We start from the raw sequence: 17,982 nt of genomic DNA, 5'->3' as shown, positions 1-17,982 counted from the left end.
TCATGGGCGTCAGGGCGGGGCGCACTCAGCGCGCCGCGGGTACAAGGATGGTGGGCGCGGCCGGCGCCGCGCGCTCGGGCCAGTCGCGGCTGTAGTGCAGGCCGCGGCTTTCGTGGCGCATCTGGGCCGAGCGCACGATGAGCTCGGCCACCTGCACCAGGTTACGCAGCTCCAGCAGGTCGCGCGAAACATGGAAGTTCGCGTAGAACTCGGCGATCTCGGCCTGCAGCAGCGCGATGCGGTGGGCGGCGCGCTCCAGGCGCTTGTCGGTGCGCACGATGCCCACGTAATCCCACATGAAGCGGCGCAGCTCGTCCCAGTTGTGGGAGATGACGACGCATTCGTCGGCATCGGTCACGCGGCTGTCGTCCCAGGCGGGCAGGGCGGGCACGGGCTGCGGTGTGGCGGCGGCGATGTGCTGCGCAGCGGCGCGGGCGAACACCATGCACTCGACCAGCGAGTTGCTGGCCAGCCGGTTGGCGCCGTGCAGGCCGGTGCAGGCCGTCTCGCCAATGGCGTAGAGGCCGGGCAGATCGGTGCGGCCGGCCAGGTCGGTCAGCACGCCGCCGCAGGTGTAGTGCGCGGCGGGCACCACGGGAATGGGCTCCTTCGTGATGTCGATGCCCAACTCGGCGCAGCGCGCCAGGATGTTGGGGAAATGCTCCTGCAGGAACGCCGGGCTCTGGTGCGAGATGTCCAGGTGCACGCAGTCCAGGCCGTGGGTCTTCATCTCGAAGTCGATGGCGCGGGCCACGATGTCGCGCGGGGCGAGTTCGGCGCGTTCGTCGTGGCGCGGCATGAAGCGCGCGCCGTCGGGGAGCTGGAGCTGCCCGCCTTCGCCGCGCACCGCCTCGCTGATGAGGAAGGACTTGGCATGCGGGTGGTACAGGCAGGTCGGGTGGAACTGGATGAACTCCAGGTTGGCCACGCGGCAGCCGGCGCGCCAGGCGGCGGCGATGCCGTCGCCCGTGGCGGTGTCGGGATTGGTGGTGTAGAGATACACCTTGCCCGCGCCCCCCGTCGCCAGGAGGGTGTGCGGCGCGCGGAAGGTCAGCACCTCGTCGGCGGCCTCGTCCAGCACGTAGGCGCCCAGGCAGCGGTCGCTGCCGCCCGCCGTCTTCAGGCCCCGCTTGCCGGCCGTGATGACGTCCACCAGCGTGTGCTGCTCGAACAAGGTGATGCCGGGCGTGGCGCGCACGGTGTCGATCAGCGTGCGCTGCACGGCCGCGCCGGTGGCGTCCGCCGCGTGCACGATGCGGCGCGCGCCGTGGCCGCCTTCGCGCGTGAGGTGCAGCCCGCCGCCGGCTTCATCCAGCGAGAAGGGCACGCCCAGCTGCTGCAGCCAGCGGATGGCGTCGGGCGCGTTCTCCACCACGAAGCGCGTGGCCGCCAGGTCGCACAGGCCCGCGCCGGCCACCAGGGTGTCCTGCACGTGGTCGTCCACGCAGTCGCCTTCGGCCAGCACCGCGGCGATGCCGCCCTGCGCCCAGCCGCTGGCGCCGTCGTGCAGCTGGCGCTTGGTGACCACCGCCACCCGGTGCGTGGAGGCCAGATGCAGCGCCGCGCTCAGGCCGGCCAGGCCGCTGCCGATGATGAGAACGTCGAAGTCGTGGGGTGCCATGAAAGTGGTGTCCGTTGCCGTACCCAGGGGCGCGCTCCCTTGCCAGGGCCACCGTGGAACTGGCTTTGCCAGGCCACCGGTGGCGTCCCCCTCCCGCGCAGCGAGAGAGGGGGAAGCGGCGCAGCCGCTCAGGGGGTGTTATGCCGGTGTATAGGCGAGGCGGACATAGATCGGTGCGAAGGCCTCTGCCTGGGTGATCTCGATCAGCGTCTCCTTGGCCAGCTCCAGCAGCGCGATGAAGGTCACCACCAGCACGGTGCTGCCGTTCTCGGGGTTGAACAGGTCTTCGAACTCCACGAAGCGCTGGCCCTGCAGTGTCTTGAGCACGTGGCTCATGTATTCGCGCACCGAGAGTTCCTCGCGCGTGATGCGGTGGTGCTGCACGAGCTTGGCGCGCTTGAGGATGTCGCGCCAGGCCTCCTGCAGGTCGAGCACGTGCACGTCCGGAAAGCGCGGCTGCAGGCTCTGCTCGATGTAGACCTGCGCCTTGAGGAAGTCGCGCCCGTACTGCGGCATCTGGCCCAGGCGCGCGGCAGCCAGCTTCATCTGCTCGTACTCCAGCAGGCGGCGCACCAGCTCTGCACGCGGGTCCTCGGCCTCTTCGCCGCCCTCCTGCTTCTTGGGCGGCAGCAGCATGCGGGACTTGATCTCGATGAGCATAGCCGCCATCAGCAGGTACTCGGCCGCCAGCTCCAGGTTGCGGCTGCGGATCTCTTCCACGTACGCCAGGTACTGGCGCGTGACGCCCACCATGGGAATGTCGAGGATGTTGAAGTTCTGCTTGCGGATCAGGTACAGCAGCAGATCGAGCGGCCCCTCGAAGGCCTCCAGGAAGACCTCCAGCGCGTCCGGCGGGATGTAGAGGTCGTTCGGCAGGGCGAACAGCGGCTCGCCGTACAGGCGCGCCAACGCCACCTGGTCGATGACGTTGGGCAGGCCGCCCGCGTCGGCGGGCGGGGCGTGATCGCCGTCGGCGTGGAGGGCCTCGGTGGCAGCCATGATGCTATTGTTTTAATAGCTGCTTGCGCTTTGCTGGTAAGCGATGGCGGCCATTTTGATCAAAAAACTTCAGGATCGCGTCTGGTAGACGTAAGGCTGCTGCGAGATGCGCGCCTCGTCGTATTCCTTCCAGGCGCTGTGGTCGACATTCTTGTCCCACAGCAGGGCGCGGCCGGCCTGCTGCTGGGCGTCCAACTCGGGGCGCTGCTCCTTCAGCTTGTTGATGAACTGCGTGGTGTCGGACTGGTAGTCGGGGCGGCGGAAGAAGGACATGGTCGCTAAGGGCGTGCTCTGTGGGAACCGGCGATTTTACGGGCTGGCGCGGCGCAAGTCGGGGCGGTGGGGTTTCGGCCCGCCGCAGCTGCACTAGAGTGCGGTCCTGACGCAATTCTGCGTGATCGCCCGCACACGCTCTAAGAACGTGTTTACGATCTCGCAGGGGTCGCGTTGGAGCGCAATCGGAATGAGTGGACGCTTCGGATGCGCCGCATGGGCTCGTGCCCATGCAAGCATTCGAGGCGTTCAATCGCCCGATTTCGCTCCAACCCTTCGGGCAGTGGCGTTTGCGGGCGGTCTGCGGCGTTGCGGCGCTTGCCAATAGCCGAGCTATTGGCAGCGCACCGCGCCTTGCATCCCCTCCCGCAAACGCCGCTGCGCGGCCCCAGGGAGATCGTAAACACGTTCTAAGGGGAAGGCATGGTCAGTCGCTACTGGAAGAAAACCGCTGGCGCCGCGGCGCTCACGCTGCTCGCGCTGCTGGCCGGCTGCGATCAGCAGCGCATCGCTGAACTGGAAGAAGGCACCTCGACCGAGGCCGACGTGCGCGCGCGCTTCGGGGAGCCCGATCGGGTGTGGGACGAGCCGGGCGGCGCCCGGACCTTCGAATACAACCGCCAGCCGGCCGGCCACCAGAACTACATGATCACCATCGGCCCGGACGGCCGCATGGCCGCGCTGCGCCAGGTGCTGGCGCCGCACCAGTTCGCGCAGATCGTGCCCGGCATGCCCCAGGAAGAGGTCCGCCGCCGCCTGGGCCAGCCCATGAAGCAGACGACCTATGAGCGCAAGGGCGAGACCGACTGGGACTGGCGCTGGAACGACGGCGGCACCCAGCCCATGGTCTTCACCGCGACCTTCGACGCACAAGGGCGGGTGCTGCGCAGCGGCAGCACCGTCGAGATGCGCGATGGGCGCTGACGGGCGCTGACGCGCTGCTGTAGAGCCACGGCGCGGTACGCGCGAGCTGGCGCGGGGCTTGCATGCGGCATAGACTGCCCCACCCCTTTTTGTCGCCCCCATGCCACCGCCCACCGACACCCCGCTACCCTCGCTGCGCCACGGCCATTACGAGGACGCCCAGGCCCTCTTCGCCGGCACGCTGTTCGTCGCCATGGCGCTCATGCTGTTCGGGCAGGCGGGGCTGCTCATCGGCAGCACGGCGGGCATCGCCTTCCTGCTGCACTACGTGACCGATGTGTCGTTCGGCAAGCTGTTCTTTCTCATCAACCTGCCGTTCTACTGGTTCGCCTGGACGCGCATGGGGCGGGAGTTCACGGTCAAGACCTTCCTGTCCGTCGCGCTGCTGTCGGTGCTGACCGAGCTGTTCCCGCACGTCATGCATGTGGACTACCTCAACCCGCTGTTCGCCGCCATCCTGGGCGGGCTGCTGCTGGGCACGGGCTGCCTTTTCCTGGCGCGCCACAAGTCCAGCCTCGGCGGCGCCACCATTCTCTCGCTGTACCTGCAGCAGCGCTACGGCATCCGCGCCGGGAAGGTGCAGATGGCCATCGACTGCGTGGTGGTGCTGCTGGCGCTGTTCATCGTGCCTTTCGACCGCGTGGCGTACTCGGTGCTGGCCGTGGTGGTGATGAGCGGGTTCCTGTGGATCAGCCACCGGCCCGGCCGGTATGTGGGGCATTGATCGCAGCCCATGAAAAAAGGCCCCGAGGGGCCTTTTTTCATGGGGCAATGCTGTTCAGCGCACGCGCATGCCGGGCGTGGCGCCGGGCCAGGGGTTGAGCACGTAGATGCCCGGCTGGGCCTTCTCGTCGCCATGGCTGGCGGCCAGCACCATGCCTTCGCTGACGCCGAACTTCATCTTGCGCGGCGCCAGGTTGGCGACCATCACCGTGTGCTTGCCGATCAGGTCGGCGGGCTGGTAGGCGCTGGCGATGCCGCTGAAGACGTTGCGGTGGCGGCCTTCGCCCACGTCCAGCGTCAGGCGCAGCAGCTTTGTCGAGCCCTCCACGGCTTCGCAGTTCACGATCAGCGCGATGCGCAGGTCGATCTTGGTGAAGTCGTCGATGGTGATCGTGGGCGCCAGCTCTTCGCCGCCCGGGGCGCTGCCTGCTTCTGCTCCTGTTTCGGTAGCTGCTGGCGCTTGTGCTGCCTGCGCTGGGGGCTCGAACAAGGCTTCAAGCTGCTCGGGCGCCACGCGCTGCATCAGGTGCTGGTAGGGCTGGATGGCCTGCACGTCGCCGGCTACGTTCCAGCGCTGCAGGTCCACGCCCAGGAATTGCTCCACCGACCGGGCCAGGCCCGGCAGCACCGGCGCCAGGTAGCGCGTGAGCGCGGCGAAGGTGTTGATGAGCACCGAGCACACCTGGTGCAGGGCCTCGTTGTTGGCGGCGTCCTTGGCCAGGTCCCAGGGCTTGTTCTGGTCGACATAGGCATTCACCTTGTCGGCCAGCAGCATGATCTCGCGCGTGGCCTTGCTGTATTCGCGCGCTTCGTACAGGGCGGCGATGGCGTCGCTCGCGCCGCGGATCTCGGCCAGCAGCGCGCCGCCGGTGGCGCCGAAGTCGCGGGTCAGCTGGCCACCGAAGCGCTTGGTCAGGAAGCCCGCCGCGCGGCTGGCGATGTTGACGTACTTGCCGATCAGGTCGCTGTTCACGCGCAGCATGAAGTCCTCGGCGTTGAAGTCGATGTCTTCGTTGCGTGCGCTGAGCTTGGCGGCCAGGTAGTAGCGCAGCCATTCGGCATTCATGCCCAGGCTCAGGTACTTGAGCGGGTCCAGGCCGGTGCCGCGGCTCTTGCTCATCTTCTCGCCGTTGTTCACGGTGAGGAAGCCGTGCACGAAGACGTTGTTGGGCGTCTTGCGGCCGCTGAAGTGCAGCATGGCGGGCCAGAACAGCGTGTGGAAGGTAACGATGTCCTTGCCGATGAAGTGGTACTGCTCGGTGTCGGGCGCGGCGATGTATTCATCGAAGCTGCGTGTGTCGCCATGCGCGGCCTTGGGGCCGCCCCCTGTTGCCGATTGACTGAACCAGTTCTTGAGCGAGGCCAGGTAGCCCACGGGCGCATCGAGCCACACGTAGAAGTACTTGCCCGGTGCGTCGGGAATCTCGATGCCGAAGTAAGGCGCGTCGCGGCTGATGTCCCAGTCGCCCAGGCCTTCGCTGGTGGTGCCGTCCGGGTTGGTACGGACGGTGAACCATTCCTTGATCTTGTTGGCCACTTCGGGCTGCAGCTTGCCGTCCTGCGTCCAGCGCTCCAGGAACGCCACGCAGCGCGGATCGGACAGCTTGAAGAAGAAGTGCTCGGAGGCCTTCAGCTCGGGCTTGGCGCCGGACAGGGCCGAGAACGGGTTGATCAGGTCGGTGGGGGCGTAGACCGTGCCGCAGACCTCGCAGTTGTCGCCGTACTGGTCCTTGGCGTGGCACTTGGGGCACTCGCCCTTGATGTAGCGGTCGGGCAGGAACATGTTCTTCTCGGGGTCGAAGAACTGCTCGATGGTGCGCACCTCGATCAGGCTGCCGTCGACGCTGTCGCGCAGGTCGCGGTAGATCTGGCGGGCCAGTTCGTGGTTCTCGGGCGCGTCGGTGCTGTGCCAGTTGTCGAAGCTGATGTGGAAGCCGTCCAGGTACTGCTTGCGCCCGGCGGCGATGCCGGCCACGAACTGCTGGGGCGTCTTGCCGGCCTTTTCGGCGGCGATCATGATGGGCGCGCCGTGGGTGTCGTCCGCACCCACGAAGTTCACCGCGTTGCCCTGCATGCGCTGGAACCGCACCCAGATGTCGGCCTGGATGTACTCCATGATGTGGCCGATGTGGAAGTTGCCATTGGCGTAGGGCAGGGCGGTGGTGACGAAGAGGTGGCGTGCGGGGGACGTCATGGAATGCGGCTTTCTCGGGCGGAACGGGCGATTTTAGGGGGTGCGTGCCCTGGTTCGGATCTGGCGGCACGGCGCGGCGGGCCATGGGACCGCACCGGCTGCGGGTCGCTCTGCAAGAATGGGCATGCGAGGTGGCTGCGGCCCCGGGTGATCTGCGAGGCTGCCCCGAGGCGGCCGCCCTACCGCCTTGGTCCGCCGCCAACCCTTTCAGCGCAACGCGTGCACAGCCGGTTGTGCACACGTCTTGCTTCCCCTCCGCTTTTTCGGTCTGACCCAAGGAAACCCATGGCATCCCTCAATTTCATCGGTGGCGAGAAGGGCGGCGTCGGCAAGTCCGTCGTGGCCCGTCTGCTGGCGCAGTACTTCATCGACCACGGGCGCGCCTTCACGGGGTTCGACACCGACCGTTCGCACACCTCGTTCCAGCGCTTCTATGCCGACTACGCCGCCCCGGTGGTGGTGGACAGCTACGAGGGGCTGGACGCGATCGCCGGCGTGTACGAGGCGCTGCCCGCCGGAGCGCCGGTGCCGCACGTCATCGTCGACCTGGCCGCGCAGACGGCTGCCCCGCTGGCGCGCTGGGTGCAAGACTCCGATCTGGTGCCGCTGATGGCCGACATGGGCGTGGCCGTGAACTTCTGGCACGTGGCGGACGCGGGCAAGGACTCGGTGGATTTGCTGGAGCGCCTGGTCACGACCTACGGCGACGCGCCCGGCTACATCGTCGTGCGCAACCGGGGCCGCGGCAGCGACTTCTCGCAGCTCGACGCGTCGCCCGCGCTCCAGAAGGTGCGCGAGGCCGGCGGACACGTGGTGGACCTGGCCCCGCTGCACGAGGCGAGCATGCGCAAGATCGACCGCCAGAACGCCAGCTTCTGGGCGGCCGCCCATGGCACGGCGGGCCCGGAGGCCCTGGGTCTGCTGGAGCGCCAGCGGGTGAAGACCTGGCTCAAGCGCGCCTACGCCGAGCTGGACGCCTTGCCGCTGGGCGACTGAGGCGCCGGCCGGGCCGACAGGCCCGGGAGGTGCCGAGCTGCAAGCGCATCAGGCTTGCAGGCTGTGCGCGCGCCGGGAAATGCGCGCGGGTTGCCAGGGGCACCCTCTCACAGGGCGGGCTCGCGCACCGGGTTGCCGTGGTCCTTCCAGCCGAAGAAGGCGCACACCTCGGCGCGGCGCGCCAGCGTGTCGGCGCGCCCCAGGGCCATCAGCTCGCGCGTGTAGCCGGACTCGAACAGCAGGTAGCTGGCGAGGGCGGCGCCGCGCACGTCCTGCCGGGTGGCCGTCACGCCCAGTGCGCCCAGCAGGGTGCGGATGGGCTTGGGCAGGTCGGCCACGTGGCGGGCGGCCACTTCGTCCAGCCGCTGCGAAGGGGCGATCACCAGCAGTTCCAGCGGGCGCAGTGGGCTGTGGGTGCGCAGCTCGGGCGGGATCAGCGCCAGCGTCTGGTTGATGCGCTGGGCGCGCTCCACGTCCACCGACAGCGCATCCAGGAAGATGTTGGACAGTGCGTGCCCGGCGATCTGGGCCAGCGAAGGGTAGGCCGGGGCCGCAGCGGGCGGCGCGGCGCCCGCGGGCTCGTGCATGCGGCCCGCGCCGACCACCAGGATGCGCTCGGCCCCCAGGTGGATGGCCGGCGCGATGGGCGCGGACTGGCGCATCGAGCCGTCGCCGAAGTACTCGGTGTAGCCGTCCAGCTCCAGGGGGGCGGCCGGAAAGACGAACGGAATGGCCGACGACGCCAGCAGGTGCCCGTGCGTGATGCGGTCGCGCGCCGCCTTGCGCTGCGAGCGCACCCAGGGGCGCAGCGCATCGCCGGCCTCGAAGAAGGTCACGTGCTCGCCGGAGGTGTAGCTGGACGCTGTCACAGCCAGGGCCCGCAGGTGGCCCTGCCGGATGAGCCGCGGAAGCCGCGCCAGCGGCACGAGCTGCACCAGCAGCTGCTGCAGCGGGCCGTTGTCCAGCAGCGAACGGGGGCGCATGCGGCGCCAGCGGGTGAGCATCCAGCCCATGGACAGCAGCGTGAGCCAGCGCGCGCCGCTGCGCATCACGCTCAGCGAATCGGCCCGGTAGACCTGCTGCGCGCGGAAGTGGCGCCACACGTGGGCGATGCGCCGCACGGCGCGGTCGAAGTGGTCGGCACCGCAGGCCAGCGCCGCGGCGTTGATGGCCCCGGCCGACGTGCCGGTGATGATGGGAAAGGGGTTGGGCTCGCGCCCGGCGCCGCAGGCGATGCGCAGGTCGGAGATGGCCTCCAGCACGCCCACCTGGTAGGCGGCCCGGGCGCCGCCGCCGGTGAGCACCAGGCCGACCTGGGGGATGGCGGCGGGCGCGGGGCGGGGGCGGGCGGTCATGGGCGCAGTATGCCCGCCGCGGCGGTGCCTTGCTTCGCTCTGCCGCGCTCAGCGCAGCCGGCGCAGCAGCAGGGCGGCCAGCGCGTCGCCTTCCATGATCACCAGGCCCTGGTCGCGGGCATAGCTGCGGGCGTTGTCGCTCACCTTGCCCTGCATGGCGATGTAGATGCCCGCCTGCGCGCCCTGGACCTGCACGGCGGACTGCAGCTCGCGCAGCGGCTCCACGCCGTGGGTGGCGGCCTTCCAGCGCTTGGCACTCACCAGCACCGACTGGCCTGCCTTGTCCAGCCGCAGGTCGGCCTGCGACTGGGTGAGGTGCTGCACGCTCTGGCCGTCGGCCTGCCAGGCCGCTTCCAGCGCGGCCGCGAAGTCGCGCCACGACATGGCCGCGGCCTGCGCCAACGCGGCCTGCACCTTGGCCGGGCTGGGCGCCCTGAGCTGGCGCCACGCCGACATGCAGCCGACGATGAAGATGGGCAGCACGCCCACGGCGGCATACGGCGCCAGGTGGCCCGGCAGCAGCGCGCCGCAGAGTAGCGCGATGGCGCCGGCGATGGCCCAGCTCACCCACCACGGCGAGCGCAGCAGGATCGCGAACAGGGAATTGGGGGCCATCTTGAATTTCACGGAAAGGGTCCTCGGGGTTGGAGCGGTCGGCGCGCATTGTGCGGGAAATGCCCCGGCGCGCCGCCAATGCCCCTGCACGTGCGGCGCCACGCGGCATGGGGCCGGGGCGCCGCCGGGCGATTCTCCCTACGGGCGTTCCGGGTCCGGCCCCTTCGATAGACTACCGCTCCCACAGGAGATACCAACCATATGGCAGTCACAGAACAGGCATTGCTCGCCGCGCTGGCCAGCGTGCCCGACCCGCACACGGGCAAGGATTTCGTCGGCGCGCGCGCTGTGCGCAACGTGCAGATCACGGGCGGCGACGTGGCCTTCGACGTGGAGATGGCCTACCCTGCCCAGAGCCTGGCCCCCGCGCTGCGCGGCCAGTTCGTCGCGGCGGCCAAGGCGGTGCCGGGCGTGGAGAACGTGTCGGTCCACATCACCACCAAGGTCATCGCCCATGCGGTGCAGCGCGGCGTGCAGCTGCTGCCGGGCGTGAAGAACATCATCGCCGTGGCCTCGGGCAAGGGCGGCGTGGGCAAGAGCACCACGGCCGTGAACCTGGCGCTGGCTCTGGCGGCCGAGGGCGCGCAGGTCGGCCTGCTCGACGCCGACATCTACGGCCCCAGCCAGCCCATGATGACGGGCGCCTCGGGCAAGGTGGAGAGCCTGGACGGCAAGCTCATGGAGCCCAAGCGCGCCCTGGGTCTGCAGGTCAATTCCATCGGCTTCCTGGTGGGCGACGAGCAGGCCATGATCTGGCGCGGCCCCATGGCCAGCCAGGCGCTGGAGCAGCTCATCATGCAGACGCGCTGGGACAACCTCGACTACCTCATCGTCGACATGCCGCCCGGCACGGGCGACGTGGCGCTGACCATGTCGCAGAAGGTGCCGCTGACGGGTGCCGTCATCGTCACCACGCCGCAGGACATTGCCCTGCTCGATGCCAAGAAGGGCATCACCATGTTCCAGAAGGTGGGCGTGCCCATCCTCGGCATCGTGGAGAACATGGCCGTGCACATCTGCACGCACTGCGGCCACCAGGAGCACATCTTCGGTGCCGAGGGCGGCAAGCGCCTGGCCGAGAACTACGGCATGGACTACCTGGGCGCACTGCCGCTGGCGCTGTCGATCCGCGAGCAGGCCGACAGCGGCCGGCCCACGGTGGCTGCCGAGCCCGACAGCGACGTGGCCGGCATCTACAAGACCATCGCCCGCACGGTGGCCGTGAAGATCGCGCAGCAGGCCAAGGACTTCTCGTCCAAGTTCCCGTCCATCACCATCAGCAAGGGCACCTGAGGCGCGTGCCGCGCACCGGGGGCTTCGGACGACCATGAACCTGCTGGCTGCGATGCGCTATCTGGTGGCGCTGGACGAGCACCGCCACTTCGGCCGCGCCGCGCAGGCCTGCCACATCACGCAGCCGGCGCTGTCCAATGCGCTGCGGGCGCTGGAGCAGGAGTTTGCGGTCGTGATCGTGCAGCGGGGGCGGGCGTACGCCGGCCTCACGCACGAAGGGCGCGCCGTGCTCACCACGGCCCGGCGCATGCTGCGCGACAACGAGGTGCTGCGCCAGGAACTGCGGGGCACCGAACTCGCGCCGCAAGGCCGCCTGCGCATGGCGGCCGTGCCCACGGCCATTCCCATCCTCTCGCGCTTTGCCGCCGTGCTGCGGCAACGCCATCCGGGCATCGTGCCCGTGGTGCTGTCGATGAGCTCGCGCGATCTGGAGCAGGGGCTGGAAGACCTGTCGCTGGACCTGGCCCTGGGCTATTCCGAGCGCATGCAGGCGCAGGGCGTGAACCTGCGCGCCTGGCCGCAGTGCATCGAGCGCTACTACCTGCTGCGGCGCTCCGCCGAGCCCGCGGCGCAGCTGCGCATCGGCGCGCCGGTCAGCTGGGCGGAGGCCGCGCGGCACCCGCTGGTGCTGCTCACGCAGGAGATGCACAACCGCTCCATCATGGATTCGGCGCTGCGCGATTCCGGCATGCCGGTGGCGCCGGCCATCGAGACCAACTCGGTCATCACCCTGGTACTGAGCGTGGTGGCGGGCGATGTGTGCAGCGTGCTGCCCGGCGCCATGGTGGCCGCCGTGCGCAGCGAGCCGAACCTGGAGGCGCTGCCGCTGATGGGGCCGGAAGTGCGCACGCCCATCGGCTTCATGACGCAGCGCGGCCCGCGCGTGTCGCGCGCCCTGGGCTCGGCGCTGGAACTGCTCGACACGCCCGAGTGGAAAGAGCAGCTGGCGGCGCACTACGGCGACCTGCCGGGCTGAGCGGGGCCGGCCGCCTGGGCGGCCGCGGCGCATCAAAAAACATAGCGACACGCGCTTTCCACATCTGCGGTTGAGGCATATTTAGTGCCAGAAACCTCGGTGGGAAAGCGCATGCAGCTATGTATTGAATAGCAAAACGGCGGTTGTGATGCCGCTGTGCGCCGTTTCCCCTCGGCGCCGTCCCGCCTCAGCGGTGCTGCACCGCATCATTCAAAAGCTGAATCGACCCATGTGCTGATTCAATTTGACGCAAATCAGACACCCTCTGACACTCCGCCCCGCTATTGATCTAGATCAATAACAACGGATCACATTTCATTCGTAGAGGGACTTTTCATGAACACATCGACCGCAAGCGCCGCCGGCTTCGCCGCGCTGCAGGGCGACGATGCACCGGGCTTTCTGAGCAAGGAACGCATCATCGCCGGCCCGGGCTTCAACCGCTGGCTGGTGCCACCGGCCGCCCTGGCCATCCACCTGTGCATTGGCATGGCCTATGGCTTCTCGGTGTTCTGGCTGCCGCTGTCCAAGGCGCTGCAGACGGCCGGCACCGGCGTGGCCTGCGGCAAGGACGTGGGCTTCTTCGCCCAGCTGTTCACCACGCAGTGCGACTGGAGCGTGGCCACCCTGGGCTGGATGTACACCCTGTTCTTCGTGTTCCTGGGCTGCTCGGCCGCCATCTGGGGCGGCTGGCTGGAACGTGCCGGCCCGCGCAAGGCCGGCGTGGTGTCGGCCGTGTGCTGGTGCGGCGGCATGCTGCTGTCGGCGCTGGGCATCTACACCCACCAGTTCTGGATGATGATCCTGGGCTCTGGCGTGATCGGCGGCATCGGCCTGGGGCTGGGCTACATCTCGCCCGTGTCCACGCTGATCAAGTGGTTCCCTGACCGCCGCGGCATGGCCACCGGCATGGCCATCATGGGCTTCGGCGGCGGCGCGATGATCGGCTCGCCCCTGGCGGCCGAACTGATGAAGGTGTTCGCCACCCCCACCGACGTGGGCGTTGCGCAGACCTTCGTGGTGATGGCCCTGGTGTACTTCGTGTTCATGATGGGCGGTGCGCTGGGCTACCGCGTGCCCCCGAGCGGCTGGAAGCCGGAAGGCTGGACGCCGCCTCCTGCACAGGCCAACAACACCATGATCACGCAGCGCCACGTGCACGTGAAGAAGGTCTGGGGCATTCCCCAGTTCTGGCTGGTGTGGGTGGTGCTGTGCATGAACGTGTCGGCCGGGATCGGCGTGATCGGCATGGCCAGCCCGATGCTGCAGGAGGTGTTCGGCGGCGGGCTGATCAACCTCGACCTGAAGTACAGCGAACTCGACAAGGGCCAGCTGGCCGCCATCGCCGGCGTCGCCGCCGGCTTCACTGCGCTGCTGAGCCTGTTCAACATCGGTGGCCGCTTCTTCTGGGCCAGCATCTCCGACCGCCTGGGCCGCAAGGCGACCTACGCCGTGTTCTTCATCCTGGGCGGCCTGCTGTACTTCAGCATCCCCTCCAGCGCCTCGGCGGGCAGCAAGCTGCTGTTCGTGGCCGCGTTCTGCATCATCCTGTCGATGTACGGCGGCGGCTTCGCCACGGTGCCGGCCTACCTGGCCGACCTGTTCGGCACGCAGAACGTGGGCGCCATCCACGGCCGCCTGCTGACGGCCTGGGCCACGGCGGGCATTCTGGGCCCGGTGGTGGTGAACTACATGCGCGACTACCAGCTGGGCCTGGGCATCCCGCGCGAGCAGGTGTACAACCAGACGATGTACATCCTGGTGGGCATGCTGGCCGTGGGCCTGATCGCCAACCTGCTGGTGCGCCCCGTGGCCGACAAGCATTTCATGACCGACGCCGAGCTGGCCGAAGAGAAGCGCCTGGCGCACGACAAGGCCGCCGCGGCCGAAGTGGGCAGCGGCACGGGCGGTGGCGGCACCACGTCGCCGGTCACCGTGGCGCTGGCCTGGCTGCTGGTGGGGATTCCGCTGTGCTGGGGCATCTACAAGACGCTGCTGAGCACGGCCAAGTTCTTCCATTGAAGGACGGGGGCAACCCCCTGAGCGGCGATGCCGCTCCGAGCAGCCGCCAGAGGCGACAGCCCTTCGGGCACGTCCCAGCCTGCGCAGGCAGGCTGGGAGCCGCGGCCCTCAGCCCCCGCTCTCGACCCGCTGCGCGGGGCGGGAAGGGGGACGACGCTGGTGGCCCGGCCAAGCCGTTTCCACAGCGTCTGCTGGCGCGGCCTGCTCCGCGGCCATCGGACCGGAGAGGCCATGACGGTTTCCTGGTGGATGTCGCCAGGGCCGTGTCCCGCTGAAGAATTCACCCATGCAGCGTTTTATTCGGGGCGCTGCAGGGATCACGTAGCGGCCAGCACCCAGGAGCCGCTGCGATCGGAGATTGCGATGAAAGAACAGAAGATCGAGTTCTATACGGGTTCAGCCGGCGGCTGGGGTGCCCTCAACAGCGTGAAGAACACGCTGCTGCGCCAGGAGATTCCGATCAAGGGCGCCAAGACGCTGCTGTCGGCCAACCAGCCGGATGGCTTCGACTGCCCGGGCTGCGCCTGGCCCGACCGCAACCATGCCTCGACCTTCGAGTTCTGCGAGAACGGCGTGAAGGCCGTGGCCGCCGAAGCCACCGCGCGCCGCGTGGGCCCGGAGTTCTTCGCGCAGTACACGGTGGCCGAACTGGCCGACCAGAGCGATTTCTGGCTGGAGGACCAGGGCCGCCTGACGCAGCCCATGGCCTACCACGCGCCCAGCGACCAGTACCGGCCCATCGCCTGGGACGACGCCTTCGCGTTGATCGCCAAGCACCTGCGCGCCCTGCCCGATCCGAACCAGGCCATCTTCTACACCTCGGGGCGCGCCAGCAACGAGGCGGCGTTCCTCTACCAGCTGTTCGTGCGCCAGTACGGCACGAACAACTTCCCCGACTGCTCCAACATGTGCCACGAGCCCAGCGGCAGCGGCATGCGCCCGCAGATCGGCGTGGGCAAGGGCACGGTGACGCTGCAGGACTTCGAGCACGCGGACGCCATCTTCATCTTCGGCCAGAACCCGGGCACCAACCACCCGCGCATGCTGGGCGAACTGCGCGAGGCGCACAAGCGCGGCGCCCGCATCGCCAGCTTCAACCCGCTGCGCGAGCGCGGGCTGGAGCGCTTCACCGATCCGCAGGACAAGCTGCAGATGGTCTCGGGCGGCTCCACGCCCATCAGCACGCACTACTTCCAGCTTCGCGTGGGCGGTGACCTGGCTGCGGTCAAGGGCATCATGAAGCATGTGATCGAGGCCGAGGACGCCCGGGGCGGCGTGCTCGACCATGCCTTCATCGCCGAGCACACGCAGGGCTTCGAGGCCCTGGCGGCCGATCTGCGCGCCGAATCGTGGGCGCTGCTGGAGCAGGAGTCCGGCCTGTCGCAGGAGCAACTGCGCGCCGCCGGCGACGTGTACCTCGGCGCCAAGCGTGTCATCGCCTGCTGGGGCATGGGCATCACGCAGCACAAGCATTCGGTGGCCACCATCCAGGCCATCGTCAGCCTGTTGATGATGCGCGGCAACCTGGGCCGCGAAGGCGCGGGCGCCTGCCCCGTGCGCGGCCACAGCAACGTGCAGGGCGACCGCACCATGGGCATCTGGGAGAAGCCGCCGGCTGCGCTGCTGGACGCGCTGCGCGATGTGTACGGCTTCGAGCCGCCGCGCGCGCCCGGCGTGGACACCGTGGAGGCCATCCAGCAGATGCTGGACGGCAACGGCAAGGTGTTCTTCGCGCTGGGCGGCAACTTCGCATCGGCCACGCCCGACACCTACCAGACCTGGAAGGGCCTGCAGAACTGCGACCTGACGGTGCATGTGACGACCAAGCTCAACCGCAGCCACCTCGTGCACGGCCGCGAGGCGCTGATCCTGCCCTGCCTGGGCCGCACCGAGATCGACATGCAGGCCACCGGCCCGCAGGGCGTGACGGTGGAGGATTCGATGAGCATGGTGCACATCTCGGTGGGCATCAACCCGCCCGCGTCCGAGCATCTGCTGTCCGAGCCGGCCATCGTCGCCCGCCTGGCGGCCGCCACGCTGGCGGGCCGCAGCCAGGTGCCGTGGCTGTGGCTGATTGAGGACTACGCCCGCATCCGCGACGAGATCGAGAAGGTCTTCCCCGACTTCCGCGGCTTCAACGAGCGCGTGGCCGTGCCGGGCGGCTTCCGCCTGCGCAACACGGCCAGCGAGCGGGTGTGGAACACGGCGTCGGGCAAGGCCAGCTTCTACCCGGCCCCCATTCCGCTGGACACGCCCACGCACCGCGCACGCGAGCGCATCAAGGACCGCATCGTGTTCACGCTGTTCACCACGCGTTCGCACGACCAGTACAACACCACCATCTACGGCATGGACGACCGCTACCGCGGCGTCTACGGCCAGCGGCGCGTGCTGTTCATCCACGCCGAAGACATCCGCGCGCTGGGCCTGAAGGACGGCGACTGGGTGGACCTGCATACCGTGTGGAGCGATGGACAGGAGCGCCGGGCCGACCGCTTCAAGCTGGTGGCCTACGACATTCCGCGCGGCAACGTGGGCGCCTACTACCCCGAGACCAACCCGCTGGTGCCGCTGTCGGCCGTGGCGGAGACGGCCGGCACGCCCACCTCCAAGTCCATACCCGTGCTGGTGGTGCCGCACGAGCCCGCTCCCACCGGACCGCGGCCCGACGCCGTGCCGGCATGACAGAGGACGGCGCCGCCAGCCTGCACCCGCTGCTGCAGCGGCCGCTGGCCGTGGCGCTGCTGCAGGTGCTGGACGAGGAGGCCCGGCCGCGGCCTGCGGCGTCCACCGTCGGGGCCGATGGTCACGGCGGGGAGGGGGCTTCGGCAGCGCCTCCGCCACCGGCCAGCGTCTCGCTGCCCCGTCTGGCCAAGCGCCTGGGTGTGGGCGCCAGTGCCGTGCTGCGCGAACTGACACTCATGGGCGATGCCGCGCTGGGCGGCATTCCCGGCCCCGGCTGGGTGCGGGTGACACAGGATGACGGCCGCTGGCTGGCCGCCCTGACGCCTGCCGGGCGCGCGCTGGCCGAATGGCTGGCGGATTCTGCGGATTAGTGCTTTGCTATAAAAAAAATAGCTGTATGCGCTTTCAGGATAAGCGCTGCGGGCCATTTTGATGCATAGGGCAAGCGGCGGTCGCTCCGGGGCAGGGTCGCCACGCTAATCGGGGACGGATTCGCATACCATGCGGGTTGCTGCCGCTCCTTCGCAACCGCACCATGGCCCGTCTTCCCCGCCTGACCCTGCCCGGCTACGTCCACCACGTCATCCAGCGGGGCAACAACCGCCAGCCCATCTTCGTGGACGATGCGGACCGCGAAGCCCTGCTCGCCCTGGTGGGCGAGCACGCCCGCAAGGCCGGCGTCGCGGTGCACGCCTATGTGCTCATGCCCAACCACTTCCACCTGCTGGCCACGCCACAGACGGCCGAGGGGCTGCCGCAGCTGATGCAGTCCGTGGGCCGCAGCTACGTGCGGACCTTCAACAACCGCCACGGCCGTAGTGGCACGCTGTGGGAAGGGCGCTACCGCTCGACGGTGCTGGATGCCGCCCGCTACCTGCTGCCGTGCATGGCCTACCTCGACCTCAACCCGGTGCGCGCCGGCCTGGTGGCCCAGCCGGCGGACTACCCCTGGTCCAGCCATGCCCACGCGCGGGGCCTGCGGCACGAGCGGCTGATCACGCCGCATGCCCTGTACTGGTCGCTGGGCAACACGCCCTTCGCCCGCGAGGCCGCCTACGGCGCGCTGGTGCAGGGCGGCGTCAGCGGGGCCGACCAGGCGGATCTGACCGCGTCCGCGCTGGCCGGATGGGCCCTGGGCGATGAAAAATTCGCGGCGGAGTTGCAGAAGAGCACGGTGCGCCGGGTGACCAAATCCCGTGCTGGCCGACCGCCCAAGCCCGTCATCCCTACCTGAAGAAAATGGAAACCGTTAGTAGATTTAGGTTTGTTGCTCCTGTTTTTAATATGTCCCCAATATAAATAAATG

Annotated in this window: 15 protein-coding genes; 9 read left to right on the top strand and 6 right to left on the bottom strand. The window is 68.9% G+C overall.

Features of this window, described 5'->3' with window-relative positions; translation table 11 throughout:
- Positions 1–25: 25 nt before the first annotated feature.
- The 3 genes from nadB to QE399_RS01655 all read right to left on the bottom strand — a co-directional run bounded on the left by nadB (position 26) and on the right by QE399_RS01655 (position 2,893).
- On the bottom strand, positions 26–1,621 hold the full coding sequence (gene nadB, locus QE399_RS01665) for an L-aspartate oxidase (protein WP_309825612.1): 1,596 nt from the start codon (positions 1,619–1,621) through the stop codon (positions 26–28).
- A 138-nt stretch (positions 1,622–1,759) separates the two neighbouring features.
- A complete protein-coding gene (locus QE399_RS01660; protein WP_309825611.1) occupies positions 1,760–2,620 on the bottom strand; it encodes a segregation and condensation protein A in 861 nt (286 codons plus the stop codon).
- Between the two features lie 69 nt (positions 2,621–2,689).
- Complete coding sequence (locus QE399_RS01655; RefSeq protein WP_309825610.1) at positions 2,690–2,893, bottom strand: DUF3460 family protein; 204 nt, start codon at positions 2,891–2,893, stop codon at positions 2,690–2,692.
- 423 nt (positions 2,894–3,316) lie between these two features.
- On the opposite strand from QE399_RS01655, the gene QE399_RS01650 reads away from it, so the two are divergent.
- Together QE399_RS01650 and QE399_RS01645 are read left to right on the top strand one after the other, a co-directional pair.
- Complete coding sequence (locus tag QE399_RS01650) at positions 3,317–3,817, top strand: outer membrane protein assembly factor BamE (RefSeq protein ID WP_309825609.1); 501 nt, start codon at positions 3,317–3,319, stop codon at positions 3,815–3,817.
- A 100-nt stretch (positions 3,818–3,917) separates the two neighbouring features.
- Positions 3,918–4,541 carry a YitT family protein gene (locus QE399_RS01645; protein ID WP_309825608.1) on the top strand — a complete coding sequence of 208 codons (624 nt, stop codon included), beginning with the start codon at positions 3,918–3,920 and terminating at the stop codon, positions 4,539–4,541.
- 54 nt (positions 4,542–4,595) lie between these two features.
- Here QE399_RS01645 and metG read toward each other — a convergent pair whose 3' ends face one another.
- Complete coding sequence (metG, locus tag QE399_RS01640; RefSeq protein ID WP_309825607.1) at positions 4,596–6,734, bottom strand: methionine--tRNA ligase; 2,139 nt, start codon at positions 6,732–6,734, stop codon at positions 4,596–4,598.
- A 285-nt stretch (positions 6,735–7,019) separates the two neighbouring features.
- On the opposite strand from metG, the gene QE399_RS01635 reads away from it, so the two are divergent.
- The gene (locus QE399_RS01635) at positions 7,020–7,730 is read left to right on the top strand and encodes a P-loop NTPase family protein (protein WP_309825606.1); all 711 of its coding nucleotides are present in this window, start codon (positions 7,020–7,022) and stop codon (positions 7,728–7,730) included.
- Between the two features lie 107 nt (positions 7,731–7,837).
- Here the strand turns inward: QE399_RS01635 and QE399_RS01630 are convergent, their stop codons facing one another.
- Complete coding sequence (locus tag QE399_RS01630; RefSeq protein WP_309825605.1) at positions 7,838–9,085, bottom strand: patatin-like phospholipase family protein; 1,248 nt, start codon at positions 9,083–9,085, stop codon at positions 7,838–7,840.
- Positions 9,086–9,133: 48 nt separating this feature from the next.
- Entirely contained in the window at positions 9,134–9,700 is a 567-nt protein-coding gene (locus QE399_RS01625) for a restriction endonuclease (protein ID WP_309831896.1), read from the bottom strand.
- A 201-nt stretch (positions 9,701–9,901) separates the two neighbouring features.
- Between QE399_RS01625 and apbC the strand changes: the two genes are divergently transcribed.
- The 6 genes from apbC to QE399_RS01595 all read left to right on the top strand — a co-directional run bounded on the left by apbC (position 9,902) and on the right by QE399_RS01595 (position 17,910).
- The gene (apbC, locus tag QE399_RS01620; RefSeq protein ID WP_309825604.1) at positions 9,902–10,993 is read left to right on the top strand and encodes an iron-sulfur cluster carrier protein ApbC; all 1,092 of its coding nucleotides are present in this window, start codon (positions 9,902–9,904) and stop codon (positions 10,991–10,993) included.
- Between the two features lie 34 nt (positions 10,994–11,027).
- A complete protein-coding gene (locus tag QE399_RS01615; RefSeq protein WP_309825603.1) occupies positions 11,028–11,969 on the top strand; it encodes a LysR family transcriptional regulator in 942 nt (313 codons plus the stop codon).
- 336 nt (positions 11,970–12,305) lie between these two features.
- The gene (locus tag QE399_RS01610) at positions 12,306–13,991 is read left to right on the top strand and encodes an OFA family MFS transporter (RefSeq protein WP_309825602.1); all 1,686 of its coding nucleotides are present in this window, start codon (positions 12,306–12,308) and stop codon (positions 13,989–13,991) included.
- Positions 13,992–14,354: 363 nt separating this feature from the next.
- Positions 14,355–16,676, top strand: coding sequence for an FdhF/YdeP family oxidoreductase (locus QE399_RS01605; protein ID WP_309825601.1), 2,322 nt, complete (start codon positions 14,355–14,357; stop codon positions 16,674–16,676).
- On the top strand, positions 16,673–17,047 hold the full coding sequence (locus QE399_RS01600) for a hypothetical protein (protein ID WP_309825600.1): 375 nt from the start codon (positions 16,673–16,675) through the stop codon (positions 17,045–17,047). Before QE399_RS01605 ends, QE399_RS01600 begins: the two co-directional genes overlap by 4 nt.
- 164 nt (positions 17,048–17,211) lie before the next feature.
- Complete coding sequence (locus tag QE399_RS01595; RefSeq protein ID WP_309825599.1) at positions 17,212–17,910, top strand: REP-associated tyrosine transposase; 699 nt, start codon at positions 17,212–17,214, stop codon at positions 17,908–17,910.
- Positions 17,911–17,982: the final 72 nt, after the last annotated feature.

The sequence above is a fragment of the Paracidovorax wautersii genome, from assembly GCF_031453675.1.
Lineage (GTDB): Bacteria > Pseudomonadota > Gammaproteobacteria > Burkholderiales > Burkholderiaceae_C > Paracidovorax.
This window is presented reverse-complemented; position numbering and strand designations above follow the sequence as displayed.

Coding starts and splice junctions, on each gene's coding strand:
- QE399_RS01650 (WP_309825609.1), top strand. CDS start 3,317: ATGGTCAGTCGCTACTGGAAGAAAACCGCTGGCGCCGCGGCGCTCACG.
- QE399_RS01595 (WP_309825599.1), top strand. CDS start 17,212: ATGGCCCGTCTTCCCCGCCTGACCCTGCCCGGCTACGTCCACCACGTC.
- QE399_RS01630 (WP_309825605.1), bottom strand. CDS start 9,085: ATGACCGCCCGCCCCCGCCCCGCGCCCGCCGCCATCCCCCAGGTCGGC.
- QE399_RS01605 (WP_309825601.1), top strand. CDS start 14,355: ATGAAAGAACAGAAGATCGAGTTCTATACGGGTTCAGCCGGCGGCTGG.
- nadB (WP_309825612.1), bottom strand. CDS start 1,621: ATGGCACCCCACGACTTCGACGTTCTCATCATCGGCAGCGGCCTGGCC.
- QE399_RS01600 (WP_309825600.1), top strand. CDS start 16,673: ATGACAGAGGACGGCGCCGCCAGCCTGCACCCGCTGCTGCAGCGGCCG.
- QE399_RS01660 (WP_309825611.1), bottom strand. CDS start 2,620: ATGGCTGCCACCGAGGCCCTCCACGCCGACGGCGATCACGCCCCGCCC.
- QE399_RS01610 (WP_309825602.1), top strand. CDS start 12,306: ATGAACACATCGACCGCAAGCGCCGCCGGCTTCGCCGCGCTGCAGGGC.
- metG (WP_309825607.1), bottom strand. CDS start 6,734: ATGACGTCCCCCGCACGCCACCTCTTCGTCACCACCGCCCTGCCCTAC.
- apbC (WP_309825604.1), top strand. CDS start 9,902: ATGGCAGTCACAGAACAGGCATTGCTCGCCGCGCTGGCCAGCGTGCCC.
- QE399_RS01635 (WP_309825606.1), top strand. CDS start 7,020: ATGGCATCCCTCAATTTCATCGGTGGCGAGAAGGGCGGCGTCGGCAAG.
- QE399_RS01655 (WP_309825610.1), bottom strand. CDS start 2,893: ATGTCCTTCTTCCGCCGCCCCGACTACCAGTCCGACACCACGCAGTTC.
- QE399_RS01615 (WP_309825603.1), top strand. CDS start 11,028: ATGAACCTGCTGGCTGCGATGCGCTATCTGGTGGCGCTGGACGAGCAC.
- QE399_RS01625 (WP_309831896.1), bottom strand. CDS start 9,700: ATGGCCCCCAATTCCCTGTTCGCGATCCTGCTGCGCTCGCCGTGGTGG.
- QE399_RS01645 (WP_309825608.1), top strand. CDS start 3,918: ATGCCACCGCCCACCGACACCCCGCTACCCTCGCTGCGCCACGGCCAT.